Origin of the sequence: Pseudotabrizicola sp. (genome assembly GCF_030656345.1) — a bacterium.
Classification (GTDB): Bacteria; Pseudomonadota; Alphaproteobacteria; order Rhodobacterales; family Rhodobacteraceae; genus Pseudotabrizicola.
Window position 1 is genome coordinate 1 of record NZ_JAUSNR010000032.1, and the last position, 13,327, is coordinate 13,327.

Sequence of the window (13,327 nt, forward strand, 5' to 3'; positions counted from 1 at the left end):
ACCGCCATCTTCCAATACATCAACGGCTTCTATAACCCGCGCCGTCGGCACTCAGCATTGGGAGGCAAAAGCCCCTTGGCCTTCGAACGTCAAGTGGCCTAAACGAGGACTGGGAGCGGCACAAATACGTGACAAGACCACTTCATATTCGGCCGCACACAGGGCGCGGGCGATCTGGCGCCATTCGTCCGAGCCGATCTGTGCAGTCAGGTTCCCGGACCTGCGAAAGCGCTCTATGCTTGTCCCTCTAAGCCCTGACAGTTCTTCGTCGTTCAACCTGCCCGCCATCGCCTCGCGCAGGCTCTGCACGTGCATGTCGTCTACAGAGCCAGTCGAATACCGAACGTCATTCCGCAGTTCATCATCGAAGGTAAGGCGCTGGCGGTAATGGCTCAGTGCGATCTGATCAGGGGCCAATGGATAGCGGGCTGGGGCGGCTGGTATGTTCGACGGGGATGCCTTGCGCTCAGCTTGGGCGATCTGGTGCTGTAGCTGTGCCACCGCGCCGGGCAGCAACTTGATGGCAGTCCTGCGGTCGGGGCCAAGAGGTGCCCTTAGCTCAGACTTGCCCACTACGCAGCGCAGGTCTTTCGGCACCACCAGCCGGGCAAAGAATCTACCATCGCGGTTCAAGAGGTAACGTTGTGCGCCAGCCATAACAGACCTGTTTTGTAACAGCAGAACGTAATTGCCCCAGCAAAACAAGGCGTTTCTTTATTTTGCTGGGGAATAGATGGTGGGCGATAACGGATTTGAACCGCTGACATCTTCGATGTGAACGAAGCGCTCTACCGCTGAGCTAATCGCCCCATGGCAGCGTCTTAGACGGCTTCGTCCACCTCTGCAAGAGCCTCTTTTGGCTGTTTTGGCTTTGGCGTTCCGGTGCCGCGCACCTTGAGCGTCATCATCGAGCGGCCTTCCCGGTCGACCGATTTTGCCACCCGCACCTTGCCCACGCCCGGCAGGTTCAGCTCTTGCCCCTTGGCCAGCGCATCGCCCAGGGCGGTCAGGGTTGCCTCGACGATTTCCTTCACGCCCTTTTTCTTGCCGCCTGTCGTCTCGGTCACCCGGGTGACCAGTTCGCGCAGTTTCAGCGCGGCGGCACGGTCTGTGCCGCTGTCGCTGGCGTGGGCCATTTCCACGGCAGGGGCGATGTCGTTGGCGGCCTGCGCAGGCTTTGGCGCGAGTTTTGGTTTTGGCGCAGGAATGCCCTTCGGACCCGGTTTGGCGGTGGGCGTGCTGGACATAGAAAACTCCCGTCTGACAGATGTGCCTATTGATTTTGTCTCAGATTAGCCATGTTCGGATGCGGATGTCACTGACAAACGCGCGCAGCCCGCTGGGCATCCGCCAAATGCCCCGCTGGCACTAAAAAAGCGCCCCCGTCCGGGGGCGCTTTGATGTGTCAGTGGCAGAGTTCAGCGCTTAATGCGCGGTCTGCGCCGGATGAGGCAATTCCCCTGCCCGGCGGGCCGCGGCGGCGGCTTCTTCTGCCGCCTCGTCCCATTCGATCGGTTCCGGCTGGCGCACCAGCGCCGCCGCCAGCACTTCGCGGACATGGCTGACGGGGATGATCTTCAGCCCCTGTTTCACATTGTCCGGGATCTCGGCCAGATCCTTTTCGTTTTCCTGCGGGATCAGCACGGTCTTGATGCCGCCGCGCAGGGCCGCCAGCAGTTTTTCTTTCAACCCGCCGATCGGCATCGCGTTGCCGCGCAAGGACACCTCACCCGTCATCGCAATGTCGCGCCGCACCGGAATGCCGGTCAGGACCGACACGATAGAGGTCACCATCGCCAGACCGGCCGATGGCCCGTCCTTCGGCGTGGCCCCGTCCGGGACGTGAACGTGAATGTCCATCGTCTCAAACTTCGGCGGCTTCACCCCGATCTGCGGGCTGATCGAGCGGACATAGGACGCCGCCGCGTCGATGGATTCCTTCATCACATCGCCCAGCTTGCCGGTGGTCTTCATCCGCCCTTTGCCGGGCAGTTTCAGCGCCTCGATGTGCAGCAGATCGCCGCCGACGCTGGTCCATGCCAGGCCTGTCACCACGCCGACCTGATCTTCCAGCTCGGCCAGACCATAGCGATGGCGCTGCACGCCCAGGTATTCTTCGACCTTGGCGGCATCCACGCTGACCGATTTGGTCTTGGCCTTCAGGATATCGGTCACCGCCTTGCGGGCGAGTTTCGCGATTTCCCGCTCAAGGCTGCGCACCCCGGCCTCGCGGGTGTAGTAGCGGATCACATGGGTCAGGGCTGCATCATCGACGCTGAACTCACCCTTTTTCAGCCCGTTGGCCGCGATCTGCTTGGGCAGCAAGTGCTGCCGCGCAATCTCGCGTTTTTCATCTTCGGTGTAGCCGGCCAGCGGAATGATCTCCATCCGGTCCATCAGCGGGCCGGGCATGTTGTAGCTGTTGGCTGTGGTGATGAACATGACGTTGGACAGGTCGTATTCCACCTCAAGATAGTGGTCGACGAAGGTGCCGTTCTGTTCCGGGTCCAGCACCTCCAGCAAGGCACTTGCCGGATCTCCCCGGAAATCCTGGCCCATCTTGTCAATTTCATCCAGCAGGATCAACGGGTTGTTGGTCTTGGCCTTTTTCAGGCTTTGGATGATCTTGCCCGGCATCGACCCGATATAGGTCCGCCGGTGGCCGCGGATTTCAGACTCGTCGCGCACGCCGCCCAAGGAAATGCGGATGAATTCGCGCCCCGTCGCCTTGGCCACCGACCGGCCAAGCGAAGTTTTGCCCACGCCCGGAGGGCCGACAAGGCACAGGATCGGGCCTTTCAGCTTGGTCGAGCGCGCCTGCACCGCCAGATATTCGACGATGCGCTCTTTGACCTTATCCAGCCCGTGGTGGTCGGCATCCAGCACCTTTTGCGCCGCGCCAAGGTCTTTCTTGACGCGCGATTTCACGCCCCATGGCACGCCAAGCAGCCAGTCCAGATAGTTGCGCACGACGGTCGCCTCGGCGCTCATCGGGCTCATGGATTTGAGCTTCTTGACCTCGGCATCGGCCTTTTCGCGGGCCTCTTTCGACAGTTTGGTGGCGGCGATCCGCGTCTCCAGTTCGGCGATCTCGTTCTGGCCTTCTTCGCCATCGCCCAGCTCGCGCTGAATCGCCTTCATCTGTTCGTTCAGGTAGTATTCGCGCTGCGTCTTTTCCATCTGGGTCTTGACGCGCGATTTGATCTTTTTCTCGACCTGCAGCACGCTCATTTCGCCCTGCATGTGGCCGTAGACCTTTTCCAGCCGCTCGGACACATCCAGCGTTTCCAAGAGCGCCTGTTTCTGGGCGACTTCCACCCCCAGATGGCCCGACACAAGGTCAGCCAGCCGTGCAGGTTCGCGGGTTTCCGAAACGGCGGACAGCGCCTCTTCGGGGATGTTTTTCTTGATCTTGGCGTAGCGCTCAAACTCATCCGCCACCGCGCGCAGCATCGCTTCCACCGCCGAGGCATCGCCGGGGGTTTCCGACAAAGGCGCGGCAGAGGCCTCAAAGAAGCTGGGGTTTTCGACAAATTCGGTGATCTTCACCCGGGTCTTGCCCTCAACAAGCACCTTCACGGTGCCATCGGGCAATTTCAGCAGTTGCAGCACATTGGCCAGCACCCCGACGCGGTAGATACCATCGGTCGACGGGTCATCGACGGTGGGATCGATCTGGCTGGACAGCAGGATCTGCTTGTCGTCCTGCATCACCTCTTCCAGCGCCCGCACGGATTTTTCGCGGCCGACAAACAGCGGCACGATCATATGCGGGAAGACCACGATATCGCGCAGCGGCAGAACCGGGTAGCTGGTGGAAAGTTGCTCGCTCATCTCATTATCCTTATCACGGCAGGAAGGTCACGGCCCCGTCCATCGGCAGCATCCCGACCTTCCCCTGGCTCCTCTATCTGGGGAGTCTGCGGGGGGGTGTCAACCAGGGCAGCCGTCTGGCCGGGACAGGCCATCCGTTTGCCGGGATGATGCGCCGTGCCGCCTGCGCGGGCAAGCCGAAATCCGAGTCCGATCCGCACGGTCAGCGTGCAGTTCTGCGGTGCGTTTCTGCGGTGCGGTCAGGTCTTTGTGATGCCCCCGGCTGGCTGGCTCAGGTGCGGCTGAACCCGGCTTTCAGGATCAGCTCGCCCACTTCGCCAGCCTCGGCCCCGTCCAGAATACCGGCAATCGCCAGCTCTATCCGGGTGATGCAGGACGGGCAGACCGTATAGCGGACCAGTGGCGGATGCCGGACGCCGGGCAGGGTCGGATCTATCCACGGTCCGTCCGGCGCATGCACCAGACCGCAGACCGAACATTTCCGGCTTTGCGCCGCCGGATCAAAGCTCCACGCCCCCATCGGCGGGTCCAGCCGGATCGCATCGCGCAGCTCGTGCACCATGATCACCCGGCCATCCTTCATTGGCTTGATCGTCAGGCGGAACCGGCGCAGCTCTTCCGGGCCGTCGCAGCGGTAATCCATCCGCAGGCTGCCCTGGGTGTCAATCACAGCCGCCACCATTTGCTGAACCGTGCCCGCCGTCGCGTTGTCGGTGATGTAATCGGTCAGCCGGGTTGCCAGAACATCATTGGCAAGGATCGACGTTCCCCCATTGCGCAGGGCAAAATCGTCCCAGTCCCCGCCTACCCAGAGGATGCGAAGCGACGAGTCGACCACGCAGAAACAATGCAGAAATTTCAAGCCACTTGTCCGTATTTGCAGGGCGCTGCACCGTTATCCTAGCAGCCTCCTGCAAAAAATGCGCGTGGAAGTTTACAGTTTGAGCACTTTTTGCATGCCATGGCATGCGGCCAGCCCGCTGGCTTTGCCGCCATCCGGTCAAAACAGTCAGACCGGGTCGATATCCCCCATCGCCCGCTGCGCGTGAAACTCCGCGACAAACCCTGAAAGCGTTCCGGCAGCAATTGCATCGCGCAGGCCCTGCATCAGCTCCTGATAATAATGCAGGTTGTGCCAGGTCAGCAGCATGCCCGAAATCATCTCCTGCGCCTTGAACACATGGTGCAGATAGGCCCGGCTGTAGCTGCGGCAGGCCGGGCAGGTGCAATCCTCGTCCAGCGGGCGCGGATCATCCATATGGCGCGCGTTCTTGATGTTGACCTGCCCGCGCCGGGTCCAGGCCTGCCCGGTGCGGCCCGAGCGGGAGGGCAGCACGCAATCCATCATGTCGATGCCGCGTTCCACAGCACCCACGATGTCATCGGGCTTGCCCACCCCCATCAGATAGCGCGGCTTGTCTTCGGGCAGGAACCCCGGCGCATAGTCGAGCACGCCGAACATCGCCTCCTGCCCCTCGCCCACCGCAAGGCCCCCGACGGCATAGCCATCAAACCCGATCGCCGTAAGCGCAGCTGCCGATTCCTCGCGCAGCGCGCGGGTAACCCCGCCCTGCATGATGCCGAACAGCGCATGGCCCGGCCGGTCGCCAAAGGCATCGCGTGACCGTTGCGCCCAGCGCATCGACAGCGCCATCGACTTTGCCACCTCGGCGTCCGTGGCGGGCAGGGCCGGACATTCGTCGAAACACATCACGATGTCAGAGCCCAGCAGCTTTTGAATCTCCATGCTGCGTTCGGGCGACAGCATATGTTTGGATCCGTCGATATGGCTGGAAAACCGCACGCCTTCTTCGGTGAGCTTGCGCAGGGAGGCAAGGCTCATCACCTGAAACCCGCCGGAATCGGTCAGGATCGGGCGCTCCCAGTTCATAAACTGGTGCAGCCCCCCCAGACGCGCAATCCGCTCTGCCGTGGGGCGCAGCATCAGGTGATAGGTGTTGCCCAGCACAATATCGGCCCCCGTCGCGCGCACCGAGTCGGGCAGCATCGCCTTGACCGTGGCCGCCGTGCCCACCGGCATGAAGGCGGGCGTGCGGATGTCGCCGCGCGGGGTGCTGATCACACCCTTGCGGGCCCTGCCATCGGTCGCCTCAACCGTAAATCCGAACTGCTGCGCCATAGCCCTGCCCATTCTGCCTGTGATCAGCGGCCCGAATACCCGATCCCTGCGGGAATCCAAGGGCCGGGTCTGTGACACGCAACGGCAAAGCCGAAAAATGGTGCGAATTTTAGCAATCGCAGCGCTGTTAAGACGACGGCAAGCCCGCTGGCGTTAAGTGCTTTCAACCGCCCGTGTACCCGGGATTAAATGGAGGATACCATGATGCGCCGTCTTGCCACCCTGCTCTGTGCCCTGCCCGTCTTTGCCCTGCCCGCTTATGCACTCGACTCCGGCTATCCCGAAGCCAAAGCCCGCGAGTTTGTTTCGGAAGCGTTGAAAACCTGGGCATCCCACCCGGTCCTGATCTCTGCCGTGCAGGCGCAGAACCAGCGCCACGCCACCATTACGCAAAGCGAAATTGATGCGCTGGACGCAACCTGGATGGCAGAACTTGGCAAATCGCTGCAACCCACCATCAGCGGGGTGCTGAACACGGATGCGTCAAAGCTTCTGCGCGATCAGGTCACCGAAGCGGGCGGCCAGATCACCGAGGTGTTCGTGATGGATGCAGTCGGCCTCAACGTCGCCGCATCCGACGCCACCTCTGATTATTGGCAGGGCGATGAAGCGAAGTTTCAGCAAACCTTTCCCAAGGGCCCCGACGCGATTCACATCAGCGATGTTGAATTCGACGAAAGCAGCCAGGTCTTTCAGGTTCAGATCTCGTTTCCGCTGACCGATCCTGTCGATGGCCGGGTCATCGGGGCCGTCACCGTCGCCCTGAACGCAGAACACCTCTGAACGCTGCCCCCAGATCTTTTCCTGTCGCCGCATCCAAGGATGGTCCCGATGCCCAAGACCTTTTCGCTTTCCACGCTGTTCCTTCTGCGGTCGATTTTCCTCAAGGCGACCGCAATCACCGCGCTGACCGTCGCAGTCGTTGTCACAAGCTCGATCTACAAAAGCACTCACGATAAAACGACGATGCTGCATGACGCGTTGCAGGAAATGGCGGGAACCGTCACCAATATGACCGGGCACAGCGCCGGCGGGGTTTTGCGGTTCAACAAACCCGAAGCGGCAAAGGTGATGGAACAGGAACTGTTCGATCTGGTCGGCGAAGATCTCCTGGAAATTGTCACCCTGCGGATGGATGGCAGCCTTTTCTCGCAAGCCATTCTGCCGGGCAGCGGCAGCCCCGATGATGCCACCGTCAGGCTTGGCAATGAGCTGCTGACGAAAATCAACCTCTGGACCGCGCAAAACCGTGATCCGACCCATGAAGAAGAGCTTCTGTTTGACCAAACGGGCCTGATCGCCGCGCACCCGGTCTATTTCGGGGCCGACTTGGACGTGGTCGGGGTGGTCGTCACCCGCTGGTCAAACGCAAAGCTGCTTGCCAACGTGGCGGCGACGACGCTGGACGGGATTGTCACCGGGGCAGTCATCTTTGCTGTCATGCTCGTCGTCGCCGCCCTCCTGTTCCGCCGCTTCATCTCTAGCCCGCTGCGCAACCTGAATGACGCGGTGGGCAAAGTCGCCGCCGGGACCTATGCGATCGACGTGCCGGGCCAGGGCGCTCAGGATGAAATCGGCGACATATCGCGCGCGCTTGAAAAGTTCCGTTCCGATCTGGCCGCCTCGGTCGACATCACGCGGGAGGGCATGTTCAAGGGATCGGGGTTTGAAGGGGCCTCTGCCGCGCTGATGATCACCGACGCCGATTTCCGGCTGTTGTTCGCCAATGCGGCCGCGCAAACCCTGATGACCACCCATCTGGCGGCGGGCACCGGCACCCTGCTGGGCCGCACCGCCACCAGCCTGGACCCCGCACTTTCCGGCCTGTCCGGCCTGTCCGCCGCTGGCTTGCCGCAACGCATCGGCTTTTCCCGCGGCCGTGAAATGTTTGAGGTCTCTGTCGCCGCCGTCCGCGATGCCGCCGGCACCCTGACCGGCTATGTGCTCGAATGGCGCGTCACCACACAAGACCGTCGCAACGCCGCCGTGCTCACCGCCATTGATGCCGGGCAATTGCGGGCTGAACTGTCCGGAAACGGCGTCATCGAATCCGCAAATGACCGCTTTGCCAGCCTGCTCTCGCACTCAACACAGTCGGTGGTCGGGCAGGATTGCCGGTCGATCCTTACGATGGATGACCCCACCGCCGGTGATCTCTGGGCGCGGCTCAAATCCGGCGAGACGCAGAACGGCCTGCTGCGCCTGTCGCTGCCCAATGGCACCAGCGCCTTGCTCAACACTAGGCTGACCCCGGTCAAGGATGACAAGGATAATGTGCAGTCCTACCTTCTGCTCGCCACCGATGTCACCCGCGAACTGACCAGTCAGCGCGAGGCGGAAACCCAGCGGCGCGTCATGGAAGCGGCCCAGACCCAGGTTGTCGATTCGCTGCGCGCAGCCCTTGCCCAACTGTCCAACGGTGACCTGACCGCCACCCTGGGCGACCGCTTTGATGAACGCTACGAAGGCCTGCGCGCCGATTTCAACGAAGCAACCGACCGCCTGCGCGCCGCGATGTCCGATGTGGTCGAAAGCTCGGCCGCCATCCGGGGCGAAGTGGGCGATATCAGCAGCGCCGCCGACAACCTCAGCCGCCGCACCGAGCAACAGGCCGCCACGCTGGAGGAAACCTCTGCCGCGCTGGATCAGATGACCTCATCGGTCAAATCCACCGCCGAAGTGGCGCGCCACGCCAACGCCAAGGTCGAAGAGGCCAAGCTCAACGCCGAAACCTCGGGCCGTGTGGTGCGCGAAGCGGTCTCGGCGATGGGCGAGATTGAACAAAGCTCGTCCAAGATTTCGCGCATCACCTCGGTGATCGATGAAATCGCGTTTCAGACCAATCTGCTGGCGCTCAACGCCGGGGTCGAAGCCGCCCGCGCAGGCGAAGCGGGGCGTGGCTTTGCCGTCGTCGCCTCGGAAGTGCGCGATCTGGCCCAACGCTCATCCGAGGCCGCCCGCGAAATCGCCGGGCTGATCACCGCCTCTTCCGATCAGGTCAAGCGCGGTGTCAGCCTGGTGGGAGAAGCGGGCCGCAGCCTGACCGGCATCCAGTCCGCAGTAGGAGAGGTGCACAGCCTGGTGTCAGAAATCGCAAGCTCGGCCAAGGAACAATCCAATGGCATCACCGAGTTGAACACCGCCGTCAAACATCTGGATCAGGTCACGCAGCAAAACGCCGCGATGTTTGAAGAAACCTCTGCTGCGTCGCAATCGCTGAACCGGGCTGCTGGTGCCCTGGCCGAAACCACCGCGCGCTTTACCCTGCACGCCGCCAACCGGCGCGACTCTTCCTCTGGTCAGATGGCAAGCCGCACGGCCCAATCCTGGGGCACGCCCCGGGCAGAAAGCAAACCTGCCCCGGGCACCTTCCAGTCCTCCCGCACCCCACCCGCGCGGGCATCCTCGCGTGCGGCACAAGGTGGCGCAGCCGCAGAGCGCGACAGCTGGGAAGACTTCTGACTCAAAAATGCCGGACCCGACCCCGGGTCCGGCATAATGCACCCGGCCCGCGCGGAGAACCGCGCAGGCACCAATGGGCGGCTTCGTCAGTCCTTGGCGCGACCGACATAGGAATAGTCATCGGTGTTGATCTCCACCCGCGTGCCCGCGCCGATATGCGGCGGCACCATGACCCGCAGGCCATTTGAACAGATCGCGGGCTTGTATGACGAAGATGCCGTCTGGCCCTTGACCACGGGTTCAGTCTCGGCAATCTCGACAATCACCCGCTGCGGCAGTTCGATGGCGATGCAGACGCCTTCATAGGTCCGCAGATAGACCTTGATGCCATCGGTCAGGAACACCTTGTCATCGCCAATCACATCCGGTGACACCGCGATCTGCTCAAACGTCGCGGGTTCCATGAAGTGATAGCCTTCGCCGTCTTCATACAGGAAATCATACTCACGCTCATCCACCGTGGCCTTTTCGACCATTTCGGTGGTGCGCCAACGTTCTGCGACCTTCACCCCATCCGAAATCCGGCGCATGTCGACGCTGGTGGTGGGCGTGCCTTTGCCGGGGTGGAAGTTTTCGGCCTTCAGAACGGCATAGAGCTTGCCATCCATTTCAACAACATTGCCCTTACGCAGCGAGGATGCGATGACTTTCACGGTCAGGATTTCCTTGTGATTTATGCGGCCGAAGGATAGCCCCGGCACCGATTGACTGCGCGCCTACCCCATCTGAACGCAAATTTCAACGCAAGGGGCGCAAAAAGACGGCAAGAGGGCCAAGCATGTCCGGTTCAGACACCTGGTGGTCCGCCACCCGCCACGCCGACCGCCGGCCGCTGCTGCTGGCGCGCAACCGGATTCAGGCGCAGATCCGCGGCCATCTGGCGGAGGATGGCTTTACAGAGGTGGACCCGGCCTGCCTGCAGACCAGCCCCGGAAATGAGACCCACCTGCACGCCTTTGGCACCAAAGCCATCGGTAACGATGGCGGCGCGCGCGCCATGTATCTGCACACCAGCCCGGAATTCGCGATGAAAAAGCTGCTGGCGGCGGGAGAGATGCGGATTCATGCCTTTGCCCATGTCTGGCGCAACCGCGAACGCGGGGCGCTGCACAGCCCGGAATTTTGTATGCTGGAATGGTACCGGGTGGGGCAGGAATATACGGCGCTGATGCACGATTGTACCGCTTTCCTGCGGCTGGCCGCACGGGCGGCGGGGGCGGAGCGTTTGCGGTTTCGCAATGCCACCTGCGACCCGTTCCTTGAGCCGGAGCGGTTGTCGGTGGCCGATGCGATGCAACGCCACGCGTCTGTCGATCTGCTGGGCACGCTGGCCCCCGATGGCAGCGCCGACCGCGATGCGCTTGCCGGTCAGGCGGTGGCCACGGGGGTACGCGTGGCGGCGGATGACACATGGTCTGACATTTTCAGCCGCCTGCTGTCCGACAAGGTCGAGCCGCATCTGGGCCATGGCCGCCCCACCCTGCTCGACCGTTATCCGGTGGCAGAGGCCGCGCTTGCCCGCCCCTGCGCCGACAACCCGCGCGAGGCGGAACGGTTTGAGCTTTATGCCTGCGGCGTCGAACTTGCCAATGGCTTTGGCGAGCTGACCGACCCCGTTGAACAGCGCCGCCGTTTTGCCGCCGAGATGGATGAAAAGGCCCGCATCTATGGCGAGCGCTACCCTTTGGATGAAGATTTCCTTGCCGCCCTCGCCCATATGCCGCCCGCCAGCGGCTGCGCTTTGGGCTTTGACCGGCTGGTGATGCTGGCCACCGGCGCCCCGCGTATTGACGATGTGCTCTGGGTGCCGGTGGGGTAGCACCGCCTCAGATCACGCCGATCCCACGCAGGATCACCGTTTTCACCGTCTCGGTCGCCTCGTGCCATTGCGCATCGCTCAGGGGCCTGCCGCCGTTCAGCGTCTCGATCTGATGGCCGAAATCGGCGTAATGCTGGGTCATCGCCCAGAGCATATAGAGCAGATGGCGCGGATCGACCGGGGCCATTTTGCCCTGATCCACCCAAGCTTGGATCACCGCCATCCGCCCCTCCGTCCAATCGCGCAGCGTGGTTTCCAGATAATCCTGAATGACCGGCGCACCATGCATCACCTCGGACGCCCAGACCTTGGAGCCGAACGGATGGCGGCGCGAGATCGCCATCTTGGCCTCGATATAGCCGCCGATGCCTTCTACCGGGCCGGGGGCATCGTCAAAGGTGTCGGCGGCATGCAGCCAGATCTCGAAGATATTGCGCACCACCTGCCGGTACAGCGCCTCTTTGGTGGGGAAGTAGTAATGCAGATTGGCCTTGGGCAGCCCGGCCATATCGGCGATCAGCTGCATCGTCGCCCCGCCATAGCCTGCTTCGGCAAACACCTTTTCTGCCGCATCCAATATCACACGCTCATTCTCGCGCCGGATTTCGGTGCGTTTGGCCCTTGGAATGTGCGAAACTTGTGCGTTCGGTGTCATCGTCCCGTTGGAAATTATGTTGACCGGATGGTCAGGTTGTGGTGCGCTTGAGCTTGACCATACGGTCGGACAACGAGTCGCGGCAAGGGTGCAAAGACACCTTCGCAAACAGGGAGAGCCAGCTGATGCCAGCACCCGGAGAAAACCTCCGCATCAATTCCGAACGGCTGTGGGACAGCCTGATGCAGATGGCGCAAATCGGCCCCGGCATCGCGGGGGGCAACAACCGCCAGACCCTGACCGACGCTGATAACGAAGGCCGCCACCTGTTTGCCGGGTGGTGCAAGGCTGCCGGAATGACCATGGGCGTGGATACCATGGGCAATATGTTTGCCACCCGTGCAGGCACTGACGACGCGGCCCTGCCCGTCTATATGGGCAGCCATCTGGATACCCAGCCAACGGGCGGCAAATACGATGGTGTGCTGGGCGTGCTGGGTGCGCTGGAGGTGGTGCGCACGATGAACGATCTGGGGATCAAGACCCGCCACCCGATCGTGGTCACCAACTGGACGAATGAGGAAGGCACCCGCTTTGCCCCCGCCATGCTGGCCTCTGGCGTCTTTGCCGGGATGCACAGCCAGGATTACGCCTATGCCCGCACGGATGCCGACGGCAAGGCGTTCGGCGACGAGCTGGCCCGCATCGGCTGGGTCGGCGACGAGCCGGTTGGCGCACGCAAGATGCACGCCATGCTGGAACTGCACATCGAGCAAGGCCCGATTCTGGAGGCGGAGGGCAAGCAGGTCGGCGTGGTCACCCATGGGCAAGGCCTGTGGTGGCTGGAAATCACCCTGACCGGGCGCGATGCCCATACCGGCAGCACGCCGATGGCGATGCGGGTCAACGCGGGCCTTGGCATGGCGCGGATCACCGAACGGGTGCATCAGATTGCGATGAGCCACCAGCCGAATGCCGTGGGGGCGGTCGGGCATTGCAATCTGTACCCGAATTCCCGCAACGTGATCCCCGGAAAAGCAGTGTTCACCGTCGATATCCGCAGCCCCGATCAGGCCAAGCTGGATGCGATGAAGGCCGAGGTGATGCGCGCGGCGCAATCGGTCGCGGCAGAGCTGGGTCTGGGCTGTGAGATCGGGGATGTCGGCCATTTCGACCCGGTCACCTTTGATGCCGGGCTGGTGACGACGGTCCGGCAAGCGGCGGAAAAGCTTGGCTATTCCCACATGGATATCGTCTCGGGTGCCGGGCATGATGCCTGCTGGATCAACCGGGTGGCCCCGACGGTGATGATCATGTGCCCCTGTGTCGACGGGCTGTCGCATAATGAGGCGGAAGAGATTTCGCCGGACTGGGCGGCAGCGGGGACGGACGTGCTGCTGCATGCGGTACTTGAGGTGGCTGAGGTGGTATCCTGAGGCTGGCCCCGGGACTCTGCCCCGGACCCCCGCGGGATATT

The 13,327-nt window shown here is 62.4% G+C and carries 11 protein-coding genes, 1 tRNA gene and 1 pseudogene; 5 read left to right on the forward strand and 8 right to left on the reverse strand.

Annotated features, from left to right (window positions below; genetic code table 11):
• Nucleotides 1-102, forward strand: a 102-nt coding sequence (locus Q7J44_RS23345) for an IS3 family transposase (RefSeq protein ID WP_370692967.1), incomplete at its 5' end; no start/stop codon positions are given.
• 375 nt (nucleotides 103-477) lie between these two features.
• Here Q7J44_RS23345 and Q7J44_RS23350 read toward each other — a convergent pair.
• The 6 genes and pseudogenes from Q7J44_RS23350 to tgt form a co-directional block, all read right to left on the reverse strand.
• Nucleotides 478-657, reverse strand: a pseudogene (locus Q7J44_RS23350) (DUF6538 domain-containing protein); the annotation flags it as partial.
• Between the two features lie 77 nt (nucleotides 658-734).
• Nucleotides 735-809, reverse strand: a tRNA-Val gene (locus tag Q7J44_RS17900).
• Nucleotides 810-821: 12 nt separating this feature from the next.
• Nucleotides 822-1,247, reverse strand: coding sequence for an HU family DNA-binding protein (locus Q7J44_RS17905; RefSeq protein ID WP_304882250.1), 426 nt, complete (start codon nucleotides 1,245-1,247; stop codon nucleotides 822-824).
• A 178-nt stretch (nucleotides 1,248-1,425) separates the two neighbouring features.
• Nucleotides 1,426-3,834, reverse strand: coding sequence for an endopeptidase La (gene lon / locus Q7J44_RS17910; RefSeq protein ID WP_304882252.1), 2,409 nt, complete (start codon nucleotides 3,832-3,834; stop codon nucleotides 1,426-1,428).
• 271 nt (nucleotides 3,835-4,105) lie between these two features.
• Complete coding sequence (locus tag Q7J44_RS17915; protein ID WP_304882254.1) at nucleotides 4,106-4,696, reverse strand: hypothetical protein; 591 nt, start codon at nucleotides 4,694-4,696, stop codon at nucleotides 4,106-4,108.
• A gap of 147 nt (nucleotides 4,697-4,843) precedes the next feature.
• Nucleotides 4,844-5,974, reverse strand: coding sequence for a tRNA guanosine(34) transglycosylase Tgt (gene tgt / locus Q7J44_RS17920; protein WP_304882256.1), 1,131 nt, complete (start codon nucleotides 5,972-5,974; stop codon nucleotides 4,844-4,846).
• A gap of 201 nt (nucleotides 5,975-6,175) precedes the next feature.
• Here tgt and Q7J44_RS17925 point away from each other — a divergent pair, with 201 nt between their 5' ends.
• Nucleotides 6,176-6,757, forward strand: coding sequence for a PDC sensor domain-containing protein (locus tag Q7J44_RS17925; RefSeq protein WP_304882257.1), 582 nt, complete (start codon nucleotides 6,176-6,178; stop codon nucleotides 6,755-6,757).
• A gap of 48 nt (nucleotides 6,758-6,805) precedes the next feature.
• Entirely contained in the window at nucleotides 6,806-9,436 is a 2,631-nt protein-coding gene (locus Q7J44_RS17930; RefSeq protein WP_304882259.1) for a methyl-accepting chemotaxis protein, read from the forward strand.
• 86 nt (nucleotides 9,437-9,522) lie between these two features.
• Here the strand turns inward: Q7J44_RS17930 and efp are convergent, their stop codons facing one another.
• On the reverse strand, nucleotides 9,523-10,089 hold the full coding sequence (gene efp, locus Q7J44_RS17935; RefSeq protein WP_304882261.1) for an elongation factor P: 567 nt from the start codon (nucleotides 10,087-10,089) through the stop codon (nucleotides 9,523-9,525).
• Nucleotides 10,090-10,214: 125 nt separating this feature from the next.
• On the opposite strand from efp, the gene epmA reads away from it, so the two are divergent.
• A complete protein-coding gene (gene epmA / locus Q7J44_RS17940) occupies nucleotides 10,215-11,255 on the forward strand; it encodes an EF-P lysine aminoacylase EpmA (RefSeq protein ID WP_304882263.1) in 1,041 nt (346 codons plus the stop codon).
• Between the two features lie 7 nt (nucleotides 11,256-11,262).
• Here the strand turns inward: epmA and Q7J44_RS17945 are convergent, their stop codons facing one another.
• The gene (locus tag Q7J44_RS17945; protein ID WP_304882264.1) at nucleotides 11,263-11,910 is read right to left on the reverse strand and encodes a TetR/AcrR family transcriptional regulator; all 648 of its coding nucleotides are present in this window, start codon (nucleotides 11,908-11,910) and stop codon (nucleotides 11,263-11,265) included.
• A gap of 125 nt (nucleotides 11,911-12,035) precedes the next feature.
• Between Q7J44_RS17945 and Q7J44_RS17950 the strand changes: the two genes are divergently transcribed.
• Nucleotides 12,036-13,286, forward strand: coding sequence for a Zn-dependent hydrolase (locus Q7J44_RS17950; protein ID WP_304882266.1), 1,251 nt, complete (start codon nucleotides 12,036-12,038; stop codon nucleotides 13,284-13,286).
• Nucleotides 13,287-13,327: the final 41 nt, after the last annotated feature.